Source organism: Paenirhodobacter sp. YD-8 (assembly GCF_056590935.1).
The window spans coordinates 3,611,637-3,633,633 of the sequence record NZ_CM152649.1 but is presented as its reverse complement, the minus strand read 5'-3'; the positions used below and the strand labels follow the sequence as shown (position 1 = coordinate 3,633,633).

Annotated in this window: 22 protein-coding genes; 20 read left to right on the top strand and 2 right to left on the bottom strand. The window is 68.7% G+C overall.

What is annotated here, in order from left to right; translation table 11 throughout:
- Positions 1-24: 24 nt before the first annotated feature.
- The 9 genes from AC0QTQ_RS17610 to AC0QTQ_RS17570 all read left to right on the top strand — a co-directional run bounded on the left by AC0QTQ_RS17610 (position 25) and on the right by AC0QTQ_RS17570 (position 8,743).
- Entirely contained in the window at positions 25-627 is a 603-nt protein-coding gene (locus tag AC0QTQ_RS17610) for an amino acid synthesis family protein (protein ID WP_480257648.1), read from the top strand.
- On the top strand, positions 599-1,414 hold the full coding sequence (locus AC0QTQ_RS17605; RefSeq protein WP_480257647.1) for an alpha/beta fold hydrolase: 816 nt from the start codon (positions 599-601) through the stop codon (positions 1,412-1,414). The genes AC0QTQ_RS17610 and AC0QTQ_RS17605 overlap by 29 nt, the downstream gene beginning before the upstream one ends.
- Positions 1,411-2,325, top strand: a complete 915-nt coding sequence (locus AC0QTQ_RS17600; RefSeq protein WP_480257646.1) for a flavin reductase — start codon at positions 1,411-1,413, stop codon at positions 2,323-2,325. Before AC0QTQ_RS17605 ends, AC0QTQ_RS17600 begins: the two co-directional genes overlap by 4 nt.
- Positions 2,326-2,329: 4 nt before the next feature.
- Positions 2,330-3,367, top strand: a complete 1,038-nt coding sequence (locus AC0QTQ_RS17595; RefSeq protein ID WP_480257645.1) for an LLM class flavin-dependent oxidoreductase — start codon at positions 2,330-2,332, stop codon at positions 3,365-3,367.
- A gap of 7 nt (positions 3,368-3,374) precedes the next feature.
- Positions 3,375-4,841, top strand: coding sequence for an aldehyde dehydrogenase (locus AC0QTQ_RS17590; RefSeq protein ID WP_480257644.1), 1,467 nt, complete (start codon positions 3,375-3,377; stop codon positions 4,839-4,841).
- A 92-nt stretch (positions 4,842-4,933) separates the two neighbouring features.
- On the top strand, positions 4,934-5,941 hold the full coding sequence (locus tag AC0QTQ_RS17585; RefSeq protein WP_480257643.1) for an ABC transporter substrate-binding protein: 1,008 nt from the start codon (positions 4,934-4,936) through the stop codon (positions 5,939-5,941).
- Between the two features lie 63 nt (positions 5,942-6,004).
- Positions 6,005-6,871 carry an ABC transporter permease gene (locus tag AC0QTQ_RS17580; RefSeq protein ID WP_480257642.1) on the top strand — a complete coding sequence of 289 codons (867 nt, stop codon included), beginning with the start codon at positions 6,005-6,007 and terminating at the stop codon, positions 6,869-6,871.
- Positions 6,861-7,661 carry an ABC transporter permease gene (locus tag AC0QTQ_RS17575; protein ID WP_480257641.1) on the top strand — a complete coding sequence of 267 codons (801 nt, stop codon included), beginning with the start codon at positions 6,861-6,863 and terminating at the stop codon, positions 7,659-7,661. The genes AC0QTQ_RS17580 and AC0QTQ_RS17575 overlap by 11 nt, the downstream gene beginning before the upstream one ends.
- Positions 7,658-8,743 (top strand): ABC transporter ATP-binding protein, encoded by a 1,086-nt coding sequence (locus AC0QTQ_RS17570; RefSeq protein WP_480257640.1) that lies wholly within the window; start codon positions 7,658-7,660, stop codon positions 8,741-8,743. The genes AC0QTQ_RS17575 and AC0QTQ_RS17570 overlap by 4 nt, the downstream gene beginning before the upstream one ends.
- 36 nt (positions 8,744-8,779) lie before the next feature.
- Here the strand turns inward: AC0QTQ_RS17570 and AC0QTQ_RS17565 are convergent, their stop codons facing one another.
- The gene (locus AC0QTQ_RS17565) at positions 8,780-9,685 is read right to left on the bottom strand and encodes a LysR family transcriptional regulator (protein WP_480257639.1); all 906 of its coding nucleotides are present in this window, start codon (positions 9,683-9,685) and stop codon (positions 8,780-8,782) included.
- A 109-nt stretch (positions 9,686-9,794) separates the two neighbouring features.
- Here AC0QTQ_RS17565 and AC0QTQ_RS17560 point away from each other — a divergent pair, with 109 nt between their 5' ends.
- From AC0QTQ_RS17560 to AC0QTQ_RS17535, 6 genes are all read left to right on the top strand, one after another.
- On the top strand, positions 9,795-10,790 hold the full coding sequence (locus AC0QTQ_RS17560) for an aldo/keto reductase (RefSeq protein ID WP_480257638.1): 996 nt from the start codon (positions 9,795-9,797) through the stop codon (positions 10,788-10,790).
- A gap of 211 nt (positions 10,791-11,001) precedes the next feature.
- The gene (locus tag AC0QTQ_RS17555; protein WP_121534787.1) at positions 11,002-11,862 is read left to right on the top strand and encodes an ABC transporter permease; all 861 of its coding nucleotides are present in this window, start codon (positions 11,002-11,004) and stop codon (positions 11,860-11,862) included.
- A complete protein-coding gene (locus AC0QTQ_RS17550; protein WP_480257637.1) occupies positions 11,859-12,635 on the top strand; it encodes an ABC transporter permease in 777 nt (258 codons plus the stop codon). Before AC0QTQ_RS17555 ends, AC0QTQ_RS17550 begins: the two co-directional genes overlap by 4 nt.
- 54 nt (positions 12,636-12,689) lie before the next feature.
- The gene (locus tag AC0QTQ_RS17545; RefSeq protein WP_480257636.1) at positions 12,690-13,730 is read left to right on the top strand and encodes an ABC transporter substrate-binding protein; all 1,041 of its coding nucleotides are present in this window, start codon (positions 12,690-12,692) and stop codon (positions 13,728-13,730) included.
- Positions 13,731-13,798: 68 nt separating this feature from the next.
- Complete coding sequence (locus tag AC0QTQ_RS17540) at positions 13,799-14,416, top strand: cupin domain-containing protein (RefSeq protein WP_480257635.1); 618 nt, start codon at positions 13,799-13,801, stop codon at positions 14,414-14,416.
- Positions 14,406-15,470: an ABC transporter ATP-binding protein gene (locus AC0QTQ_RS17535; protein WP_480257634.1), complete on the top strand. Its 1,065-nt coding sequence runs from the start codon at positions 14,406-14,408 to the stop codon at positions 15,468-15,470. The genes AC0QTQ_RS17540 and AC0QTQ_RS17535 overlap by 11 nt, the downstream gene beginning before the upstream one ends.
- Before the next feature lie 29 nt (positions 15,471-15,499).
- Here the strand turns inward: AC0QTQ_RS17535 and AC0QTQ_RS17530 are convergent, their stop codons facing one another.
- Positions 15,500-15,751, bottom strand: a complete 252-nt coding sequence (locus AC0QTQ_RS17530; RefSeq protein ID WP_128148226.1) for a CBU_0592 family membrane protein — start codon at positions 15,749-15,751, stop codon at positions 15,500-15,502.
- 197 nt (positions 15,752-15,948) lie between these two features.
- Here AC0QTQ_RS17530 and AC0QTQ_RS17525 point away from each other — a divergent pair, with 197 nt between their 5' ends.
- The 5 genes from AC0QTQ_RS17525 (at position 15,949) to AC0QTQ_RS17505 (ending at position 21,933) form a co-directional block, all read left to right on the top strand.
- Positions 15,949-16,866 (top strand): LysR family transcriptional regulator, encoded by a 918-nt coding sequence (locus AC0QTQ_RS17525; protein WP_480257633.1) that lies wholly within the window; start codon positions 15,949-15,951, stop codon positions 16,864-16,866.
- A 130-nt stretch (positions 16,867-16,996) separates the two neighbouring features.
- Positions 16,997-18,550 carry an ABC transporter substrate-binding protein gene (locus tag AC0QTQ_RS17520; protein ID WP_480257632.1) on the top strand — a complete coding sequence of 518 codons (1,554 nt, stop codon included), beginning with the start codon at positions 16,997-16,999 and terminating at the stop codon, positions 18,548-18,550.
- Complete coding sequence (locus AC0QTQ_RS17515) at positions 18,550-19,509, top strand: ABC transporter permease (protein WP_121534794.1); 960 nt, start codon at positions 18,550-18,552, stop codon at positions 19,507-19,509. The genes AC0QTQ_RS17520 and AC0QTQ_RS17515 overlap by 1 nt, the downstream gene beginning before the upstream one ends.
- A gap of 1 nt (position 19,510) precedes the next feature.
- Positions 19,511-20,341 (top strand): ABC transporter permease, encoded by an 831-nt coding sequence (locus AC0QTQ_RS17510; RefSeq protein ID WP_480257631.1) that lies wholly within the window; start codon positions 19,511-19,513, stop codon positions 20,339-20,341.
- Entirely contained in the window at positions 20,338-21,933 is a 1,596-nt protein-coding gene (locus tag AC0QTQ_RS17505; protein WP_480257630.1) for an ABC transporter ATP-binding protein, read from the top strand. The genes AC0QTQ_RS17510 and AC0QTQ_RS17505 overlap by 4 nt, the downstream gene beginning before the upstream one ends.
- Positions 21,934-21,997: the final 64 nt, after the last annotated feature.

Genomic DNA, 21,997 nt, shown 5'->3' with positions numbered 1-21,997 from the left:
GGTAAACCAGCAAGGGATTCGATCATGGAAACTCTCATCCGCAAAACGCTGCTGCATGTCGAAACGACCCTGGTCGAGGGCGGGCGCGCGGCGCCGGTGCCGCTGAAGCTGATCGCGGCGGCCGCGGTGCTGCGGAACCCCTGGGCCGGGCGCGGTTTCGTGGAGGACCTCAAGCCCGAGATCCACGCGGTGGCGCCGGTACTTGGCGCGACGCTCACCGCGATGATCCTCGAGGCCGCCGGCGGCGGTGACCGGGTCGAGGCCTATGGCAAGTCGGCGGTCGTCGGTCTCGATGGCGAGGTCGAGCATGCCTCGGCGCTGATCCACACGCTGCGCTTTGGCAACCACTACCGCAACGCGGTCGGCGCGAAGAGCTATCTCGCCTTCTGCAACACCCGCGGCGGGGCGAATGCGCCGGTGATGATCCCGCTGATGGACAAGACCGACGAGGGGCGGCGGTCGCATTATCTGACGATCAACTTCGCGATTCCCGATGCGCCGGCCGCGGACGAGATCGTCGTCGCGCTCGGGGCGTCGATCGGCGGGCGTCCGCACCACCGGATCGGCGACCGCTATCAGGACCTGAAGGATCTCGGCCATGATGTCGCAAACCCTGCTGGCCTCTGACGGTCGCCGGATCGGCCTGATCGAGGCCTGTCCGGGCGCGCCGCTGGTGCTGCTGCATGGCGTGGGCATGTGTGCCGAGGCCTGGGAGCCGCAGATTGCCGCCTTCGCGCCGACCCACCGGGTCATCGCGCTCGACCTTCCCGGGCACGGCGGGACCGATGCGCTCGAGGGCACGCCGCGACTGTCCGACTATGTCGCCTGGGCGGCGCGCGCGATTGCCGGGCTCGATCTCGGGCCGGTGGCGCTGGCGGGGCATTCGATGGGGGCGCTGATCGCGCTCGGCACCGCGATCGAGCATCCGGATCTGGTCGCGCGGGTCGCGTTGCTCAATCCGGTCTACCGCCGCGGCGAGGCAGCGCGTGCGGCGGTCCTCGGCCGGGCGCGGGAGCTGGCGCGGGGCGAAAGCGACCCCGAGGCCCCGCTCGCCCGCTGGTTCGGCCCCGACGAGGCCCCTGAGGTGCGGGCGCGGGTCGGGCGCTGGTTGCGGGCGGTGGATGCGAAGGGCTATGCCGCGACCTATGCGGCCTTTGCCCGGGGCGACGATGTCTACGCCGACCGTATCGCGGAAATCCGCTGCCCCACGCTGGTTCTGACCGGGGAATGCGATGCCAATTCGAGCCCCGAGATGACCCGCAGCATCGCCGCGGGAATTGCGCAGGCGCGCGCGGTCGTCATCGGCGGCGAGCGCCACATGACCTCGCTCACCGCGCCGGAACGGGTGAACCGCGAACTCGCGCACTGGCTTGGCCTGCCCGAGGGGGCACCGCAGAAGGGAGACGCCGCATGACCCTCGAGACCACGCGCCTGCTGCGCGACGCCTTCGGCTGCTTCCTGACCGGCGTCACGGTGGTGACGACGACGGACGAGAGCGGCGCGCCGCTCGGCTTCACGGCGAATTCCTTCGCTTCGGTCTCGCTCGATCCGCCGCTTCTGCTAGTCTCAGTCTCGAACCGCTCGGCCAATCTGGGCGCCTATGCCTCGGGCCGGGGCTTTGCGGTGAACGTCCTGTCCGAAGGGCAGAAGGCGATCTCGAACATCTTCGCCCGGCCAAGCGCGGATCGCTTCGACACCATCGACTGGCGGGCGGGCCCGGCGGGCTCGCCGGTGATGGCCGGGGTCTGCGCCTGGTTCGACTGCCGGCTCGAGCGGGCGATCGAGGCGGGGGACCACACGATCCTGCTTGGCCGCGTCGAGGCCTTCGACGCCTCGACCGCGCCGGGGCTGGGCTATTGCCGCGGGGCCTATGTCACCCCGGCCGCAGCGGCGCTCTCGGCCGAGCACGGCCCGCGGGTCGTTCTGGCCACGATCATCGAGCACGAGGGCCGGGTCCTGCTGCTCGACGATGGTTCGGGCGGTGTGCGCCTGCCCGAGGTGCGGGTGGGGCAGGGCGGCGCACGCGCGGCCTTCGAGCGGCTGCTGGCCGAGACCGGCACCGATGCCGCGCCGGGGCTGGTCTATGCGATCTATGACGACGCCGAGCGCGGCCTGCAGTTCATCGTGCACCTCTGTCCGGCGGCAACGGACACCCGGAAGGCGGGGGCCTTCGTGGCCCTGACCGAAGACGCGATGAGCGATATCACCGATCCTGCACAGCAGATCATGCTGCGCCGGTTCGCCGCCGAATACCGGCAAGGCAATTACGGACAATATGTCGGCTCGCATGTCGCGGGCGAGATCCGTCCGTTCGCGAAGGGATGAAACGATGAAGTTTTCGCTGTTCATTCACATGGAGCGCACCGACCCCGCCGAGGATCAGCGCCGGCTCTATGACGAGATGATCGCGCTGTGCAAGATCGCCGACCAGGGCGGGATGCACGCGATCTGGTCGGGCGAGCATCACGCGATGAACTTCACCATCGCGCCGAACCCGATGCTGACGCTGGTCGATCTGGCACATCACACGACGAACGTGCGGCTGGGCACCGGCACGGTGATGGCGCCGCTGTGGCATCCGATCCGGTTGGCCGGCGAGGCGGCGATGACCGACATCATGACCGGCGGCCGGCTTGAACTGGGCGTGGCGCGCGGTGCCTATTCCTTCGAATACGAGCGGATGCACCCGGGGCTCGACGCCTGGAACGCGGGGCAGATGATGCGCGAGCTGATCCCGGCGGTCGAGGCGCTGTGGAAGGGCGACTACACCCACGAGGGCCAGTTCTGGCAATTCCCGAAATCGACCTCGGCGCCGATGCCGGTGCAGGCGGGCGGGCCGCCGATCTGGGTTGCCGCGCGCGATCCCAACAGCCACGAATTCGCCGTCTCGCACGGCTGGAACGTGCAGGTCACGCCGCTGCATCTGGGCGATGACGAGGTCGAGAAGCTGATGGGCCATTTCAACGCGGCCTGCGCGAAGTTCTCCGACATCCCGCGGCCGAAGATCATGCTGTTGCGCCATACCTATGTCGCGGCGGACGAGGCCGATGCGGTTGTGGGCGCCGAGGAAGTGAACCGCTTCTACAACTATTTCGGCGCCTGGTTCAAAAACGAGCGCGAGATCTCGATGGGGCTGATCAAGCCGCTGACCGAGGAGGAGATCGCCGCCCATCCGTTCTACAGCCCGGCCGCGATGCGGGCGAACAACGTCATCGGCCCGGCCGCCGAGGTGATCGACCGGCTCAAGGCCTATGAGGCGATGGGCTATGACGAGTATTCCTTCTGGATCGACACCGGCATGAGCTTCGAGCGCAAGAAGGCCTCGCTCGAACGGTTCATTGCCGAGGTGATGCCGGCTTTCGCGTGAGGGGATGATGGAACGTTTCGATCTTTACATCGACGGCGCCTTCGAGGCGGGGGCGGCGCGCTTTGCCTCGCTTGATCCCGCCACCGGGATGCAATGGGCCGAGATCGCCGAGGCCCGCGAGGCCGAGGTCGATCGCGCCGTTGCGGCGGCAGGGCGGGCGTTCCGCGCCGGGCCCTGGCCCGCGATGACCGCCTCCGCGCGCGGCAAGCTGCTGATGAAGCTCGCCGATCTGGTGGAGGCCGCGGCGCCGGACCTTGCCCGGCTCGAGACCCGCGACACCGGCAAGATCATCCGCGAGACCTCGGCCCAGATTGCCTATGTCGCCGAGTATTACCGCTATTACGCGGGGCTTGCCGACAAGATCGAGGGCGCGCATCTGCCGATCGACAAGCCCGACATGGAGGTCTGGCTGCGCCGCGAGCCGATCGGCGTGGTGGCGGCGATCGTGCCGTGGAACAGCCAGCTGTTCCTGAGCGCGGTCAAGCTCGGTCCGGCGCTGGCCGCGGGCTGCACGGTGGTGCTGAAGGCCTCCGAGGATGGCCCGACACCGCTGCTGGCCTTTGCCAAACTGGTGCACGAGGCGGGCTTCCCGCCGGGCGTCGTCAACGTCCTCACCGGCTTCGGCGCAAGCTGCGGCGCGCGGCTGAGCGCGCATCCGGGCGTTGATCACATCGCCTTCACCGGCGGGCCAGAGACCGCGCGGGCGGTGGTGCGCGGCTCGGCCGAGAACCTCGCCTCGACCTCGCTGGAACTGGGCGGCAAGTCGCCCTTCATCGTCTTCGCCGATGCCGATCTTGACAGTGCGGTGAATGCGCAGATCGCGGGGATCTTCGCCGCGACCGGGCAAAGCTGTGTCGCGGGCTCGCGTCTGCTGGTGCAGGACGGGATCAAGGAGGCGATGCTGGCGATGCTGGCCGAGCGCGCCGGCCGGATCGTGATCGGCGCGCCCGCCGAGATGGCGACCGAGATGGGGCCGCTGTGCACCGAACGCCAGCGCGCGCGGCTGCACGCGATCGTCACGGCCTCGGTCGCGGCGGGGGCAAGGCTGGTCTGCGGTGGCGTGCTGCCCGGGGGGCCGGGCACCTATTACCCGCCGACGATTCTCGATTGCACCGGGGTGCCCGACGCGCCCTGCCTGCGCCAGGAGCTGTTCGGGCCGGTGCTTTCGGTCATGGGCTTTGCTGACGAGGCCGGGGCGCTTGCGCTCGCCAATGACACGGCTTTCGGCCTTGCCTCGGGGCTGTTCACCCGCGACCTCGCGCGGGCGCACCGGATGATCCGGGCGCTGCGCGCCGGCATCGTCTGGGTCAACACCTATCGCGCGGTCTCGCCGATGGCCCCCTTCGGCGGGCACGGGCTTTCGGGCCATGGCCGCGAAGGCGGCCTCGCCGCCGCACTGGATTACACGACCGTCAAGACGGTCTGGCTGCGCACCTCGGAGGAGCCGATCCCCGACCCCTTCGTGATGCGCTGACCCGCCCGACAGGACGACCAAGGACCCCGCCGCAGCGCCGCGGACGGGACCGGAAGAGACATGGCGCAGGACACCCAACAGTGGAGATGAAAATGCGACTGACGACCCTGACCCTCGCCGCCGCCCTGATCGCGGCGCAGCCCGTTCTTGCCGGCCCGCTCGTGTTCACGAGCTGGGGCGGCACCACGCAGGACGCTCAAGGCGAGACCTGGGCCACGCCCTTCACCGCGGCCTCGGGCACCGCGGTGGTGCAGGACGGCCCGACGGATTACGGCAAGCTCAAGGCGATGGTCGAGGGCGGCGCCGTCAGCTGGGATGTGGTCGATGTGGAATTCGACTATGCGCTTCAGGCCGGGGCCGCGGGCCTGCTCGAGCCGCTCGATTTCTCGGTGATCGACAAAACCGCGCTCGATCCGCGTTTCGTGTCGGATTATGCCGTGGGCTCGTTCTACTATTCCTTCGTGCTCGGCTACAGTCCGGCGGCCTTCGGCGCGGAGAAGCCGGCGACGCTGGCCGACCTGTTCGATCTGCAGAAGTTTCCGGGCAAGCGCACCTTCTACAAATGGTCGGCGCCGGGCGTGATCGAGGCGGCGCTGATCGCCGATGGCGTCGATCCCGCGCATCTCTATCCGCTCGATCTCGACCGCGCGTTCAAGAAGCTCGACACGATCAAGTCCGAGATCATCTGGTGGACCGGCGGCGCGCAGAGCCAGCAGCTTCTGGCCTCGGGCGAGGCGCCGATCGGCCTCTTCTGGAACGGGCGGCTGGCCGCGCTGGCCGCTGACGGGCAGGATGTGGGCATCAGCTGGCAGCAGAACATCACCGCTGCCGACGCCCTCGTCGTGCCGAAGGGCACCAAAAACAAGGAGGCCGCGATGGCCTTCATCGCCGAGGCGACCTCGGCCAGGGCGCAGGCGGATTTCGCCGCCGCGACCGGCTATGCGCCGATCAACACCGGCTCGCCCGCGCTGATGGACCCGGCCGCGCGCGCCACGCTGCCCGATGCGCATGATGACAGCCAGATCAATGCCGACATGGCCTATTGGGCCGCGCATCGCGACGAGATCGGCAACCGCTGGTACGCCTGGCAGGCCGAGTAAGGGCCCGTGCCCACCGGGGGCGCCCCGTGTGCGCGCCCCCGGGCTTTCCCCGAGGACCGGACCATGACCCTTGCCCTTCCCCTGTGGCCGCGGCTTTCGCCGCTTGCCCGCCGGATTGCCGGACTGACCGCGCCCATCGTGCTTCTGCTGTGCGCCTTCTTCGTGGTGCCGGTTCTGATGCTGCTGGCGCGCTCGGTCACCGAACCGAGCCCGGGGCTGCAGAACTACGCCACGCTGTTCGGCTCGCCGACCTATGCGCGGATCTTCTTCAACACCTTCCTCGTGTCGGGGCTGGTGACGGCGATCACCCTGGCGCTTGCCTTCCCGCTAGCCTGGGGGCTGACGGTGTTTCCCCGCTCCGTCGCGCGGATCCTGTTCGGGCTGCTGCTGCTGTCGATGTGGACGAACCTGCTTGCGCGGACCTATGCGTGGATGGTGCTCTTGCAGCGCACCGGGCTGATCAACCGGGTGCTGATGGATCTGGGCGTGATCGACCAGCCGCTTGCGCTGGTGAACAACCTCACCGGGGTCACCATCGGCATGGTCTATATCATGCTGCCCTTCATGGTGATGCCGCTCTATGGCGTGCTGTCGAAGATCGACCCGGCGATCCTGCAGGCCGCGGCGCTGTGCGGGGCGAGCCGGCTGCAGGCGCTGACCCGCGTGCTCTGGCCGCTTGCCCGACCGGGGGTCGCCTCGGGGGCGCTGATGGTCTTCGTGATGAGCCTTGGCTATTTCGTCACCCCCGCGCTTCTGGGCGGCACCGCCAACATGATGCTGGCCGAGCTGATCGCGCAGCAGGTGCAGAGCCTGGTGAACTGGGGCATGGGCGGGGCGCTCGCGCTGGTGCTGCTGGTCGTCACGCTTGCCCTTTACGCGCTGCAGGTGCGCTTCGCCGCGGTCGGGGGAGGGCGCCGGGATGCTGCTTGATTTCGACCGCCTCGGCGCCTGGCGCTGGATCCTCGGGCTGATCGCGCTGGCCGCGGGCCTGTTCCTGCTGCTGCCGATCGTCTTCATCGTCGCGCTCTCCTTCGGGTCGTCGCGCTGGCTGCAGTTTCCGCCGCCGGGCTGGACCACGAAATGGTATGCCGAGCTTTTCGCCGATCCGCGCTGGATCGAGGCGGCGCTGACCTCGGCCAAGATCGGGGTGCTGGTGACGATCCTGTCGGTCGGCATCGGGGGCCTCGCCGCGCTGGCGCTCAGCCGTGGCGCCTTCCGCGGCCGCGAGCTGCTGCGTGCCTTCTTCCTCACGCCGATGGTGCTGCCGGTCGTGGTCTTCGCCGTGGCGATCTATGCGCTGTTCCTGAAACTCGGGCTCGGCGGCACGCTGGCGGGCTTTGTCCTCGCCCATCTCGTGCTGGCGCTGCCCTTCTCGGTGATCGCGATCACCGGCGCGCTCGAGACCTTCGATCCGGCGATCGAGGATGCGGCGATCCTGTGCGGCGCGAGCCCCTGGGAGGCGCGCTGGCGCGTCACCCTCCCGGCGATCCGGCACGGCATCTTCTCGGCGGCGATCTTCTCCTTCCTCGTCAGCTGGGATGAGGTCGTCGTCGCGATCTTCATGGCGAGCCCGACGCTGCAGACCCTGCCGGTACGGATCTGGGCCACCCTGCGCCAGGATCTGACGCCGGTGATTGCCGCCGCCTCCACGCTGCTGATCGCGCTCACCCTCGGGCTGATGCTGCTGGCCGCCCTGCTGCGCAAAGGAAAATCGAAATGACCGCCTATCTGCATATCAACGGCATCCGCAAGACCTTCGGCGATGTCGTGGCCACCGACCATGTCGAGCTCGAGATCGCCCAGGGCGAGTTCATGACCTTCCTCGGCCCCTCCGGCTCGGGCAAGTCGACGACGCTCTATATCCTCGCGGGCTTTCAGGACCCGAGCGCGGGCGACATCCTGTTGCAGGGGCGCTCGATCCTCGCGACGCCGTCGAACAAGCGCAACATCGGCATGGTGTTCCAGCGCTACACGCTTTTCCCGCATCTGAGCGTGGCCGAGAACGTGGCCTTTCCGCTGCGGGTGCGGCGGATGGGGCGCGACGAGATCGCGCGCAAGGTCGCCCGTGCGCTCGACCTCGTGCGGCTTCGGGGCTTCGAGGACCGGATGCCGGCGCGGATGTCGGGCGGCCAGCAACAGCGTGTGGCGCTGGCGCGGGCGCTCGTCTACGATCCTCCGGTGTTGCTGATGGACGAGCCGCTGTCGGCGCTGGATAAAAAGCTGCGCGAGGAGATCCAGCACGAGATCCGCCGCATCCATCAGGAAACCGGCGTCACCGTGCTTTACGTCACCCACGATCAGGAAGAGGCGCTGCGGCTGTCGGACCGGATCGCGATCTTCAATCGGGGCAAGATCGAGCAGGTCGGCACGGGGGCCGAGCTTTACGCCAACCCCGCCACCCATTTCGTCGCGGATTTCATCGGTGACAGTGCCTTTCTCGGTGGCGAGATCCTCGCCGTCGAGGGGCGTCTGGCGGCGCTGCGCTTTCCCGACGGCACGGTGGTGCCGGGGGTGCCGCTGCATGGCCCGGCGCAACCGGGCAGCCCCGCCGAGATGATGCTGCGCCCCGAGCGGATCGACCTTGCCCCCGAGGCGGGGCCGGCGGGGGCAAGCCTGCCGGTCACTGTGCGCGACGTCACCTTCCTTGGCAACAACACCTCGGTCGAGGTCGCGACCGGCTGGGGCGAGCCCCTGTCGGTGCGGCTCGATTTCGGGCATCCGCTCTCGGGTCGGGTCAGCCGGGGCGACCGGCTGCGGGTGAACTGGGTGCCAGGGGCGACCCATGCCTTCGTGCGGGCCTGAGGCGGCGGTCCGGGCGATCGGGCCCGGGCGTCCGTCTCAGACCGGGCCGTCGTCGCGGGCCATGCGGAAGAAATCGACGAAGGCGCGCAGGGCGGGGCGCATCTGCCGGCGCGACGGGTAGTAGATGTAGAAGCCCTCGAAGGGCGGGCACCAGTCCTGCAGCACCGGCACCAGTCGCCCGGCCGCGATGTCTTCGGCCACCGTGTCCTCGAACAGGAAGGCCAGCCCCGCGCCGCCGCGGGCGGCATGGGCAATCAGCTCCTGCTGCGGCAGGATCAGGTTGCCGGTGACCTCCACCTTCAGCGCCCGGCCGTCCTTTTCCAGCTCCCAGCGATACAGGCGGCCGCTGTCGAAGCGGCGCCGGATGCAATTGTGGGCGGCGAGGTCGCGGGGGTGCACGGGCTTCGGATGGCGGGCGAAATAGTCCGGCGCCCCGACGATGACACCGCGGCGCGGGCCGCTCGCGCGCACCGCGATCATGTCGGCCTCGAGGCTTTCGCCAAGCCGGATCCCCGCGTCGAAGCCGCCGGCGACGAGGTCCTCGAACCGGTCGGTGGTGCGGATGTCGAGCTCGATCCGCGGATAGGTCGCGCTGAACTCCGGCAGCCGGCGCATGACGATCTCGTCCGCGGCAATGCGGGGCATGGTGATGCGCAGCGGGCCGGCGGGGGCCGCCAGCGGCTCGGCGACCTCGCGCAGCGCTTCGGCCAGTTCGGCCAGCGGCGCCCCGACGCGAGCGAGCAGCCGTGCGCCCTCTTCGGTCGGGCGGGTGGCCCGGGTGGTGCGTGCCAGCAGCCGCACCCCGAGCCCGTCCTCCAGTGCCGAGACCGCGTGGCTGACCGCCGAGGGGGCGATGCCCAGCCGATCGGCGGCGGCGCGGAAGCTGCCGGCCTCTGCGACGGTGGCGAAGACGACGAGGCGGGACAGCTCGGTGCGGGTCACGTTTTCCCTGACTGATCTATATTTTCGATCACGGCATTCATCATTGTGCCGATTATCAGCGGATATCATGCCGGCTAGCCTGTGCCCATCCGGAATGATGGAGGACAGGATGAAACGACGCGCACTCGGAAAGCTGGAGGTCTCGGCGATCGGGCTCGGCTGCATGGGGCTGAGCCAGGCCTATGGCACGCAGGACGAGGCGGCCTCGATCCGCACCGTGCACCGCGCGCTGGACCTCGGCGTGACCTTTTTCGACACCGCCGAGATCTACGGCCCGCTGCGCAACGAACGCCTTCTGGGGCGGGCGCTGCGGGGGCGCCGCGACGCGGTGGTGATTGCCACCAAGTTCGGCTTCACCTACCGGCAGGATCGCGATGATTTCGGCGAGATGACGGGCACCGACGGCAGCCCCGCCAACGCCCGCCGGGTGGCCGAGGCCTCGCTGAAACGGCTGGGCATCGAGGTCATCGACCTGTTCTACCTGCACCGGCTCGACCCCGCCGTGCCGATCGAGGAGAGCGTCGGCGCGATGGCGGATCTGGTCGCCGAGGGCAAGGTGCGCGCGATCGGCCTGTCGGAGGTCTCGTCCGAGATCCTGCGCCGCGCGCAGACGGTGCATCCGATCGCCGCGCTGCAAAGCGAATATTCGCTCTGGACCCGGGACGTCGAGCGCAACGGCGTGCTTGCGACCTGCCGCGAGCTCGGCATCGGCTTCGTGCCCTTCAGTCCGCTCGGGCGCGGCTTCCTGACCGGAACGGTGCCCCCCGTCGACCAGCTCGAGGCGAATGACTTCCGCCGCTCGCTGCCGCGTTTCCAGCCCGGAAACGCCGCGGCGAATGCGCGGCTCGTGCAGGTGGTCGAGGCGGTCGCGGCCGATCACGGTGTGAGCGCAGCGCAGGTGGCGCTGGCCTGGGTGCTGGCGCAGGGCGCGGACATCGTGCCGATCCCGGGCGCCAAGCGCATCCCGCATCTGGAACAGAACGTCGCCGCCGTCGATCTGGCGCTGTCGGCGCAGGACTGCGCCCGGCTTGAAGCGGCTTTCGCGCCCGGAAACGTCACCGGCAGCCGCTATCCCGAGGTCTGGGAGAAGATGACGAAGGCCTGAGCGGGCCGTGCCCGCCGGCGGAGCAAGAGCACGGTCGCCTGCGCCGGCGTGACGGACCTGGCCGGCGCCCGCCCGATGGGCGGGCACCGGCGCTGCGGCACATGGGATTTGACAGAAATGAAAATGACTCATAACTTTTCACAAAACGAAAAATTATGGATCCGGTTTTCGATTCCCGCCGTGATCCCCCCGACATGGGAGGGGAGAGAAGATGCGACGACTGGCAAACGGGGCCGGGTTCCTGTGCGCGATGTCCTTGCCCGGCGCGCTGGTGACCTTCGGGCTGGTGGCCTTTGCGCTGGCGCTGGTGCTGGGGCTCGGGTTCCGGGTCAATGACCAAGGGCTGCTGCGCGGCCCGCTGACGCTGGGCAATTTCGCGCAGATCCTGGCCGACCCGCTCTATGCCAAGGTGATGCTGCGCTCGCTCTGGATCTCGGGGCTGGTGACGCTGGCCACCGTCGTCACCGCCTATCCGGTCGCCTGGTATCTGGCCTTCCGCGCCGGGCGGCATCGCGGCCTGCTGCTGTTCCTCGTCACCTTGCCGTTCTGGACAAGCTACCTGCTGCGCGTCTTCGCCTGGAAGATCGTCCTTGCCTACAACGGCGTGCTGAACTCGGCGATGATCGAGCTGGGCCTGTGGGACAAGCCCTCGATGATGTTCCTGAACAACCCGGCGGCGGTGGTGCTGACGCTGGCCCATGCCTATGCGCCCTTCGCGATCCTGCCGATCTATGTCGCGCTGCAGACGATCCCGCGCTCGCTGCTCGAGGCGGGGGCGGATCTTGGTGCCACCAAGGCGCAGCTGTTTCGCCGCGTGGTGCTGCCGATCTCGATGCCCGGGGTTCTGGGCGGGGCGCTCGTCGTCTTCGTGCCGACGCTGGGCGATTACGTCACGCCGGCGATGGTCGGCGGCCCGGCCAGCACGATGATCGGCACCCTGATCCAGGCGCAGTTCGGCAAGGCGAACGACTGGCCCTTTGGCGCCGCACTCGCCACCGCCACCATGCTCGTCATCCTGATCGCCGTCGCGCTGGTGCGGCAGGCCGATCGCCGCTGGGGGAGCCGGACATGAAACAGGGCCGCCTGCTGCCGATCTACATCGGCGCCTATATCGTCTTTCTCTACCTGCCCGTGGCGCTGATCCCGCTGTTTTCCTTCAACGATTCGATCCAGGCCGCGTTCCCGATGAAGGGGCTGACGCTCGAGTGGTATCGCACGCTGTTGCAAACCCCGGCGATCGGGCAGGCGCTGAGGAACAGCCTGGGCATCGCGATCGCCGCGGCCAGCATCGCGACGCTCTGCGCCACCACGATCACCTATCTCGAGGTCTTCCCGCGCCCCGTGCTGTCGCGGCTGATCGGGGTGCTCGCGCGACTGCCGATCCTCATTCCGGGAGTCATCGTCGGCATCGCGCTGCTGATCCTCGTCAACCTGGCCGGGCTGGGGCCGTCGCGGATTGCCATCGTGCTGGGCCATGTGCTGGTCTGCCTGCCCGCGGCCGTCACCGTGCTGCGCGCGCGCTTCGCCGCGATCCCGCGCTCGATCGCCGAGGCGGCGGCCGACCTTGGCGCCTCGGATTTCGCCGTGTTCCGCCGCGCCGTGCTGCCGCTCGCCTGGTCGGCGATCGGCTCGGCCTTCACGTTGTCCTTCCTCACCTCGTTCGACGAGTTCATCGTCGCCTATTTCCTCGCCGGCACGGAGCCCACGCTGCCGCTTTATATCTGGAGCCAGCTGCGCTTCCCGAAATCGCTGCCGGTGGTGATGGCGCTCGGCGCGCTGATCTTGCTGGTCTCGGCCCTGCTCGCGGGTCTCGCGGAGCTGCTGCGTCGGCGCAGCCGGGTCTGAGCCCGCCCGGAACGACAAGAAAACCAAGACGAACAACAACAGGAGGTCATACCAATGAAGAAGACGCTGCTCACGCTGACGATTGCCGCCGGTGTCGCCACGCCCGCCTTGGCCGAGGACAAGCTCAGCTATTTCACCTGGTCGGGGTACGAGCTGCCCGAGTTCAGCCAGAGCTTCCTGAAGGCGCATCCCGACGCGCTCGAGACCTCGGTCTTCGGCGATGACGACGACGCCTTCACCAAGGTCAAGGCGGGCTTCCACCCCGATGTCGCCCATCCCTGCTATGACAAGATCGCGCGCTGGAACAAGGAAGGTCTGCTGCAGCCGATCGACACCACGCGGATCAAGAACTGGAACAGCATCTTCCCGGTTCTGCGCGAGCTGCCCGACATCCAGGCGGGCGATGGCAAGGTCTGGATGGTGCCGTGGGACTGGGGCAATACCTCGGTTCTCTACCGCTCCGACATGGTCGCGCCCGATGCCGAACAGAGCTGGAACATGCTCTGGGATCCGCAATATGCGGGCCGCCTTGCCACCATCGACGCGGTGCATGACACGCCGGTCGTCGCCGCGCTTCTGGCGGGGGTCAGCCCCTTCGACATGGACGCCGACGGCCTGAAGAAGGTCGAGGAGAAGCTGCGCGAACAGCGTCCGGTGCTGTCGAGCTATACCACCGACATGACCTCGGTCGAGCAGTCGCTCGCCTCGGGGGAACTCGTCGCGGCGATGACCTGGAACGCCTCTGCGGTGGCGCTGAAGAAGCAGGGCGTGCCGGTCGAGTTCATGAACCCGAAGGAAGGCATGCTGACCTGGACCTGCGGCTTCGTGCTGCTGAAGGACGCGAAGAACGTCGATCTCGCCTATGATCTGATCAACAGCCGCCTCGAGCCCGACTCGGGCAAGGCGCTGATCGAGAATTACGGCTATGGCGCCTCGACCGCGACCGCCTTCGCCGAGGTGCCGCAGGAGAAGCTCGACGAGCTGAAACTGCCCGCCGATCCGCAGACGATGCTCTCGACGACGGTCTTCACCGGGCCGATGAAGCAGAATGACGAGCTTGCCAAGATGTTCGAGCGGATCAAGGCCGGCGGCTGAGCAGGGCCAGGAACAGGGCGGGGGCCGGTGGCCCCTGCCCACAGCCGGAAAGCGAGAAGAAAGAGACGATGGGTCAGGACATTTCCACCGACGCCGCCGACACCGCGCGCGACGAGAACAACGCCGACGTCATGGTCGGGCGGCGCCTGCGCGCGCTTCGGCTCGAGGCGGGGCTGTCGCTGACCGAACTTGCCGGGCAGGCGGGGATCTCGGTCGGCGCGCTCAGCCAGATCGAGCGCGGGGTCTCCTCGCTCCGGGTGCGCACGCTCTGGCCGCTGGCCACCGCGCTTGGCGTCGATGCCGCGCGGCTGCTCGAGGACAGCGCCGAGAGCAACGACATCTACTGCGTGCGCGCGGGCAACCGGCGTGACATCCCGGTGCATTCCGAGGGGGTGCGCAAGCAGCTGCTGTCGCCGCCCGGCGCCGCGCTCACCGGCATGCTGGTCGAGGTCGAGCCCGGCGGCGGCACCGCCGAGGCCTATTCGCATCAGGGCCACGAGTTCGGCTTCGTGATGCAGGGCACGGCGCAACTGGTGATCGACGGCACCACCTATCATCTGCGCACCGGCGACAGCTTCGCCTTCCGCTCGCTGCTGCTCCACTCCTTCCGCAACGAGGGGGAGGAGCGCTGCATCATCATCTGGATCAATGCCACCAAGAAATCGGAGGTGCGCGATGACGAATGACCCGCTCCTGAGCCTGCGCAAGGTCAGCAAGATCTTCGGCAACGGGCATTTCGGCCTGAAGGACATCGACCTCGACATTGCGGCCGGCGAATTCGTGAGCCTGCTCGGCCCCTCGGGCTGCGGCAAGACGACGACGCTGCGCGTGGTCGCGGGGTTCGAGGCGGCAAGTTCGGGGCAGATCCTGCTGGGTGGCGCCGAGATCGGCCATCTGCCGCCGAACCGCCGGCCGGTGAACACGGTGTTCCAGGATTACGCGGTCTTTCCGCACATGGATGTGGCCGAGAACGTGGCCTTCGGGCTTTCGGTGCGCGGCACGCCGCGGGCCGAGATCCGCCGCAAGGTCGGCGAGGCGCTCGAGCTCGTGGGCCTTGCCGACAAGGCGAAACGCCCGGTCTCGGCGCTGTCGGGCGGGCAGCGTCAGCGCGTGGCGCTGGCCCGCGCGATCGTCTGCGAGCCGCAGCTTCTGCTGCTGGACGAGCCGCTCTCGGCGCTGGACGCGAGCCTGCGCGAGCAGATGCAGATCGAGCTGAAGAACCTGCAGGCGCGGCTTGGCACCACCTTCGTGATGGTCACGCACGACCAGACCGAGGCGCTGTCGATCTCGGACCGGATCGCGGTGATGCAGGGCGGCGAGATCGAGCAGATCGCCTCGCCGGCCGAGCTTTACGACCGCCCCGCCACCCGCTTCGTCGCGGGGTTCATCGGCACGATGAACCTGCTGCCGGGCAAGGTCTCGGCCGATGGCCGGCTCGAGGTGCCGGGATCGAGCCTGCCGATGCCGGCCGAGGCGCATGGGTTCGGCGCGGGCAGCGCCGTGGTTCTGGGCCTGCGCCCCGAGGATCTCGAGCTGTCGACCGCCACCGCAGGCATCCCGATCCGGGTCGAGAACGTGGTCTTCCACGGCCGCAGCCTGCGGGTGATCGGCCGGGTTTCCAGCGGCGAGGAGATGATCCTCGACGTGCCGCGTTCGGCCGCGGCCGAACTGCCCGCCGCCGGGGCGAGTGCGGCGCTGCGCCTGCGCGCGGGCGCGGTGCCGGTGGTGCTGCCGGCCTGAGCCCGGTCCAATCTGTGCGGGGGCGCGCCTCAGGCGGCGCGCCGCTGCGGGGCCGCGTTGCGCAGGAACCCCACCACGGTGAACAGCAGCCACGCGCCTTGCGACACGAAGGCGCCCAGATTCCACTGCCAGAACAGCGACGTCAGCAGCGCCAGCGCGCCAAGCACGTTCAGCAGTGCATAGCGCCCGTCGCGGACGGAAAGCCGCCCCATCTGCAACAGCGCATAGGCGCCAAGGTAGGCTCCGGCCCCGACAAGGCCGATCAGGTCAGGCAGGTTCATGCCCGTCACTCCGAGAATGCCGGTCGCGACCGGCGGGATATCTTGCGCGGCCGCGTGGCGCGGCCGTGTGGCGCCGTTCTAGTCCCGGCGGTGGAAAACGGAACGGGGGGCTTGCGTATGGGGGCATGATAAATTTTCATGGCGGGAGGCGGGCAGGTTTCGTGCCATTTCAGCCGCCATCTCCACTTGAGGAACGCATGACGACCGGCCCGCGCATCCCCCCGCTCAACGCCCTGATCGCCTTCCAGACGGTGGCGCGCTGCGGCTCGATCTCGGCCGCGGCGCAGATGCTTGGGCTGACGCAAAGCGGGGTCAGCCGGCAGATCTCGCGGCTCGAGGACCACGTCGGCGCGGTGCTCTTCGAGCGCACCGCCGCGGGCGTCGCGCTGAACGCGCTTGGGCAGGAATATGCGCTGCAGGTCGGGCAGGCGATGGATGCGCTCTCGGTGCTGGGCGAGGGCATGCAGGGCGCGCGCGACAGCCATCGCGTGGTGCTCGCCTGTTCGCAGGGCGTGGCCGATCTGTGGATCATGCCGCGCCTTGCCGCGCTGCGCCGCGAGCTGCCTTGGCTGGAGCTGAAGCTGCGGGTGGACGAGAACATCTCGCAGCTGCGGCCCGACGAATACGATCTGGGGATCTATCACCGCCCGGTGCGGATGGCCGATTTCGTCATGCAGCCGCTTGGCCCTGAGCGGATGGTGCCGGTCTGTGCGCCCGGTCAGCCGCCGCTGGTCGAGATGGAGGCGCCGCTGTTGCTGACCATGGAGGAGACCTTCAAGGAATGGACGGACTGGGGCAATTGGCTGTTCAGTGCCGATGTGGCGCTGCCGCCCGACACGCTGCGCTGGAAGATGGGCAGCTACCGGCTGGCGATCGAGGCCGCGATGCAGGGCATCGGCGTCGCCATGGGCTGGACCTGGCTGGTGCAGGACCTGATCGACGCCGGCCGGCTGGTCGAGGCGCATCCGCATCGCCTGACCGGGCAGGGGCAATATTACCTGATGCGCTCGAGCCAGCGCCACCTGCGCCAGTCGGCCCGGCGTCTGGCTGACTGGCTGGTCGCCAGCAACCGCCACGGCACCGGCGCGCTTGCGCCGCCGGGGCCGGGCGACTGACCGCCCGTCACGGGGGTATGACGGAAATTCATTTGCCCGCCGGGGCGGTTTCCCTAGGTTCGAGTGAACAACGAAGCGACCCCGGTCAGGGGCAGCACCAGGGAGACGCCGCGAAAGCGTGCGGGGCAAGATGACGACACGAGGAACGGGATTTCAGATCGGGCGCCGCGGCCTGCTGGCCGGCGCCGCGGGGCTTTCGGCGCTGTCGCTGCTGCCCGGGCAGCTGCGCGCCGAAGACGCGCCGAAGCGCGGCGGACTGCTGCGCATGGGCATCGGCGGCGGCTCGACCACCGACGATTTCGACCTGCGCAAGCTGAACGACTGGGTGCCGGTGAACCAGGCCTACATGGTGATGAACGGCCTCGTCGAGATCGACGCCGACAACATCGCCCGGCCCGAGCTGTTCGAAAGCTGGGAAGCGGGTGCGGGCGCGCTGGAATGGGTGTTCAAGGTGCGCCAGGGCGTGACCTTCCACAACGGCAAGACGCTCACCGCCGATGACGTGGTCTATTCGCTGAACCTGCACCGCGGCGACAGCTCCTCGGCGGCGCGCTCGGTCGCGGCGGCCTTTGCCGATGTGCAGAAGCTCTCGGAGCACGAGGTGAAGATCACCCTCGCCTCCGGCAATGCCGACCTGCCCTATGTGCTGTCTGATTATCACTTCCTGGTGGTGCCCGCGGGCTTTGACGACTGGGCGAACCCGATCGGCACCGGCCCCTTCATCCCGGAAAGCATCGAGCCCGGCGTGCGCGCCCGCTTCACCCGCAACCCGAACTACTGGAAGCCGGGCTGTGCCAATGTCGATGCGGTCGAGGTGATCGTCATCAACGACATCGCGGCGCGGACCAATGCGCTGATGTCGGGGCAGGTGCAGGCGATCAACAGCCTCGACTTCAAGACCGTCGACCTGCTCGCCCGCAACAAGAACCTGCAGATCGTGCGCTCGAAGGGCGGGCAGCACTACACCTTCCTGATGGATTGCACGCAGGCGCCCTTCACCGATGTGAACGTGCGCCAGGCGGTGAAATACGCCGTCAACCGCGAGCAGCTGCTGCAGACCGCGCTTTTGGGCTATGGCACGCTTGGCAATGACCACCCGATCCCGGTCACCGACCGCTTCTTCAACACCGAGCTGGCGCAGCGCGCCTATGACCCGGAGAAGGCGAAGTTCTTCCTGAAACAGGCGGGCATGGACGGGCTGAAGCTGACGCTGCAAAGCTCGGATGCGGCCTTCCCGGGGGCGGTCGACGCGGCGGCGATCTATCGCACGGCGGCGGCGCCCGCGGGCATCGAGGTGTCGATCCAGCGCGAGCCGGCCGATGGCTATTGGGACAATGTCTGGATGAAGGCGCCGTTCTGCATGTCCTATTGGGGCGGGCGGCCGACGGCGGACCAGATGCTGACCATCGCCTATTCCTCGGCCTCGGCGCAGAACGACACGCATTGGGCCAATGCCGATTTCGACCGGCTGCTGGGCGAGGCCCGCGCGCTGCTCGACGACCAGAAGCGGCGCGAGATCTATTGGGAGCTGCAGCGCATGATCCATGACGAGGGCGGCGCGATGATCCCGATGTTCGGCGACTATCTCGACGGCGTGTCGAAGAAGGTGAAGGGCGTGACCCCGCACCCGATGTTCAACCTGATGGGCGCCCGGCTCGCCGAAAAGGTCTGGCTGGACAGCTGATGGGCAAGCTGATCGTGCAACGTCTGGGGCTGGGGGTCGTGACCCTCGCCCTGGTGTCCGTGCTGGTCTTCGCCGGCACGGAGCTCCTGCCCGGCGATGTCGCCGCGGCGATCCTGGGACAGAATGCGACGCCCGAGTCGCTGGCCGCGCTGCGCGAGCAGCTGGGCCTGAACGCCGGGCCGGTGGCGCGCTATCTCGGCTGGGCCGCGGGCATCGTGCAGGGCGATCTGGGCGTGTCGCTGGCGAACCGGCAGCCGGTGGGCGAGCTGCTCTGGCCGCGGTTCTGGAACACGATGGCGCTTGCGGGCTATGCCGCGGTGATCGCGGTGCCGCTGGCCGTCGGGCTGGGCATCGCCTCGGCGGCGTTCCGCGGCTCGCTCTTCGACCGGGTGGCGACTGTGGTGGCGCTGGCCACCGTGTCGCTGCCGGAATATTTCCTCGGCCTGCTGCTGATCCTCTTCGTGTCCGTGCAATACGGGCTGCTGCCGAGCCTTGCCGACACCTGGTCGGGGATGGGGCTTGCCGCCTGGCTCGAGGCCACCACCCTGCCGATGCTGGTGCTGGTTCTGGTCACCGTGGCGCAGATCATGCGGATGACGCGCACCACCGTGCTTGCGGTGATGGACCAGCCCTATATCGAGACCGCCTATCTCAAGGGCATGAGGAACGGCCGCGTCGTGCTGCGCCATGCCGCGCCGAATGCGCTGGCGCCGATCGTCAACGTCGTCGCCTTCAACCTGACCTATCTGATCGCCGGCGTCGTGCTGGTCGAGTCGATCTTCAACTACAACGGGCTGGGCCGGTTCATGGTCGATGCGGTGTCGAAACGCGACCTGCCGATGGTGCAGGCGGCGGCGATGGTCTTTGCCGCAGTCTATGTCGTGCTGAACCTGGTTGCCGATGTCGCCGCGATCGCACTGAACCCGCGCCTGCGCCATCCGCGCGCGAAGGAGGTCTGAGATGACCCTTCCGGTTTTCGGGCGGCTGCCGCTTTCTGCCCTGCTCGGGCTGCTGATCGTCACCGCCACCGCGGCGTTGTTCCTGTTCGGGCCGATGCTCGCCCCCTTCGGGCAGGAGGAGGTGCTGGGCACGCCCTTCGCCGACCCCTCGGCGGGCCATCTGCTCGGCCTCGACCAGAACGGGCGCGACATGCTCTCGCGGCTGCTCTATGGCGCGCGGATGTCGGTCGGCGTGTCGCTCGCGGCGGTGGTGATCTCGTTCTGCATCGGTGTGCCGCTCGGCTTTCTGGCCGCGCTGAACGGCGGCTGGCCCGATCTGGTGGGGGCGCGGCTGATCGACGTCATCATGTCGATCCCGGTGCTGATCTCGGCGCTCGTGGTGCTGCAGGCGCTGGGCTCCAGCCTGCCGGTGCTGATCGGCACCATCGCGCTTTTGGACAGCACGCGGGTGTTCCGGCTGTCGCGCGTGGTGGCCCAGGGCATCGTGGTGATGGAATATGCCGAGGTCGCCCGCCTGCGCGGCGAGGGGCTGTGGTGGATGCTGCGCCGCGAGATCCTGCCCAATGCGCTGCCGCCGCTGATGGCCGAATTCGGCATGCGCTTCTGCTTCACCTTTCTGTTCGTGGCGGGCCTGTCCTATCTGGGCCTTGGCGTGCAGCCGCCCTTCGCCGACTGGGGCGGCATGGTGCGCGACAACCAGCAGGGCATCCTTTACGGCCTCTACGCGCCGCTGTTCCCGGCCGGGGCGATCGCGCTGGTCACCATCGGCGTCAACCTCGTCGTCGACTGGGCGCTTGCCGGCCGCACCACCGTGCAGGGGGAAAACCGATGAGCCATGTGCTTGAAATCCGCGACCTGCGGGTCGAGGCGCCGAATGGCGCGGTGCTGCTGCACGGCGTCTCGCTCGATCTGAACCCGGGCGAGGTGCTGGGGCTGATCGGCGAATCCGGTGCCGGCAAGTCGACGATCGGTCTGGCCTCGATGGGCTATGGCCGCGGCGGCTGCCGGATCACCGGCGGCGAGATCCGCCTTGTCGGCACCGAGATGCGCGAGGCCTCGCGCCCCACCCGCGAGGCCCTGCGCGGCACCCGCATCGCCTATGTCGCGCAAAGCGCGGCCGCCGCCTTCAACCCGGCGATGCGGCTCGATACCCAGATCCTCGAGGTGCCGCTGCTGCACGGGCTGATGCCCGAGGCCGAGGCCCGCGCCTGGATGCTCGAGCTGTTCCGGGCGCTGCAACTGCCCGACCCCGAGCATTTCGGCGCGCGCTATCCGCATCAGGTCTCGGGCGGCCAGCTGCAGCGCGCGATGATCGCGATGGCGATGGCGGGCAAGCCCGACATCCTGGTGCTCGACGAGCCCACTACCGCGCTTGACGTGACGACCCAGATCGAGGTGCTGGCCCTTCTGCGCGAGGTGATCCGGCGCTATGGCACCGCGGCGCTCTACATCACCCATGACCTCGCGGTGATCGCGCAGATCGCCGACCGGCTGATGGTGCTGCGCCATGGCCGCGAGGTGGAAACCGGTCCCACCGCCGCGCTGCTCGAGGCGCCGCAGCAGGACTATACCCGCGCGCTGGTGTCGGAGCGGCGCGAGAGCCTTGGCGCGGTCTCGGGCGCGCATCACCGCACCGGCAAGGCGCTGCTGTCTGTCGAGAAGGTCACTGCAAGCTATGGCCAGACGCCGGTGATGCATGACGTCTCGCTGACGCTGAAGCGGGGCGAGACGCTGGCGGTGGTGGGTGAATCCGGTTCGGGCAAGTCGACGCTGGCGCGGCTGGTGTCGGGGCTGTTGCCGCCGCGCGCCGGCACCGTCGCCTTCGACGGCACGCCCCTGCCGCCGCGGTTCCGCGACCGGAGCCCCGCGCAGCTGCGGCGCATCCAGCTCGTCTATCAGCTGCCCGACGTGGCGCTGAACCCGCGCCAGAGCGTGGGCGAGGCGATCGGCCGGCCGCTGGCGCTGTTCCGCGGGCTGCGCGGCAAGGCGCTGGCGGATGAGGTGGCGCGGCTGCTCGAGCAGATCGGCCTGCCGGCCGACTTCGCCGCGCGCCTGCCCTCGGCGCTCTCGGGCGGACAGAAGCAGCGGGTCTGCATCGCCCGCGCGCTTGCCGCCGAGCCCGAGCTGATGATCTGCGACGAGGTGACCTCGGCGCTCGATCCGCTGGTGGCCGAGGAGATCCTGCGGCTTCTGCGCAAGCTGCAGGACGAGCTGGGGATGACCTATCTCTTCATCACCCATGACCTCTCGGTGGTGCAGCGCCTCGCCGATCGGGTGATGGTGATGCAGAAGGGCCGGGTGGTCGAGACCGGCGAGACCGCCGCGCTGTTCGCCGATCCGCAGGACCCCTACACGCGCCGGCTGCTCGATGCGGTGCCGCAACTGCGCACCGACTGGCTCGACGAGGTCATGGCCGCGCGCTGACCCGAATTTCCTCAAGATCCTGCAGGGGGCGCGCCGCGCCCCCCGTTTCCCGACATGCCTTCGG

Coding starts and splice junctions, on each gene's coding strand:
- AC0QTQ_RS17610 (WP_480257648.1), top strand. CDS start 25: ATGGAAACTCTCATCCGCAAAACGCTGCTGCATGTCGAAACGACCCTG.
- AC0QTQ_RS17605 (WP_480257647.1), top strand. CDS start 599: ATGATGTCGCAAACCCTGCTGGCCTCTGACGGTCGCCGGATCGGCCTG.
- AC0QTQ_RS17600 (WP_480257646.1), top strand. CDS start 1,411: ATGACCCTCGAGACCACGCGCCTGCTGCGCGACGCCTTCGGCTGCTTC.
- AC0QTQ_RS17595 (WP_480257645.1), top strand. CDS start 2,330: ATGAAGTTTTCGCTGTTCATTCACATGGAGCGCACCGACCCCGCCGAG.
- AC0QTQ_RS17590 (WP_480257644.1), top strand. CDS start 3,375: ATGGAACGTTTCGATCTTTACATCGACGGCGCCTTCGAGGCGGGGGCG.
- AC0QTQ_RS17585 (WP_480257643.1), top strand. CDS start 4,934: ATGCGACTGACGACCCTGACCCTCGCCGCCGCCCTGATCGCGGCGCAG.
- AC0QTQ_RS17580 (WP_480257642.1), top strand. CDS start 6,005: ATGACCCTTGCCCTTCCCCTGTGGCCGCGGCTTTCGCCGCTTGCCCGC.
- AC0QTQ_RS17575 (WP_480257641.1), top strand. CDS start 6,861: ATGCTGCTTGATTTCGACCGCCTCGGCGCCTGGCGCTGGATCCTCGGG.
- AC0QTQ_RS17570 (WP_480257640.1), top strand. CDS start 7,658: ATGACCGCCTATCTGCATATCAACGGCATCCGCAAGACCTTCGGCGAT.
- AC0QTQ_RS17560 (WP_480257638.1), top strand. CDS start 9,795: ATGAAACGACGCGCACTCGGAAAGCTGGAGGTCTCGGCGATCGGGCTC.
- AC0QTQ_RS17555 (WP_121534787.1), top strand. CDS start 11,002: ATGCGACGACTGGCAAACGGGGCCGGGTTCCTGTGCGCGATGTCCTTG.
- AC0QTQ_RS17550 (WP_480257637.1), top strand. CDS start 11,859: ATGAAACAGGGCCGCCTGCTGCCGATCTACATCGGCGCCTATATCGTC.
- AC0QTQ_RS17545 (WP_480257636.1), top strand. CDS start 12,690: ATGAAGAAGACGCTGCTCACGCTGACGATTGCCGCCGGTGTCGCCACG.
- AC0QTQ_RS17540 (WP_480257635.1), top strand. CDS start 13,799: ATGGGTCAGGACATTTCCACCGACGCCGCCGACACCGCGCGCGACGAG.
- AC0QTQ_RS17535 (WP_480257634.1), top strand. CDS start 14,406: ATGACGAATGACCCGCTCCTGAGCCTGCGCAAGGTCAGCAAGATCTTC.
- AC0QTQ_RS17530 (WP_128148226.1), bottom strand. CDS start 15,751: ATGAACCTGCCTGACCTGATCGGCCTTGTCGGGGCCGGAGCCTACCTT.
- AC0QTQ_RS17525 (WP_480257633.1), top strand. CDS start 15,949: ATGACGACCGGCCCGCGCATCCCCCCGCTCAACGCCCTGATCGCCTTC.
- AC0QTQ_RS17520 (WP_480257632.1), top strand. CDS start 16,997: ATGACGACACGAGGAACGGGATTTCAGATCGGGCGCCGCGGCCTGCTG.
- AC0QTQ_RS17515 (WP_121534794.1), top strand. CDS start 18,550: ATGGGCAAGCTGATCGTGCAACGTCTGGGGCTGGGGGTCGTGACCCTC.
- AC0QTQ_RS17510 (WP_480257631.1), top strand. CDS start 19,511: ATGACCCTTCCGGTTTTCGGGCGGCTGCCGCTTTCTGCCCTGCTCGGG.
- AC0QTQ_RS17505 (WP_480257630.1), top strand. CDS start 20,338: ATGAGCCATGTGCTTGAAATCCGCGACCTGCGGGTCGAGGCGCCGAAT.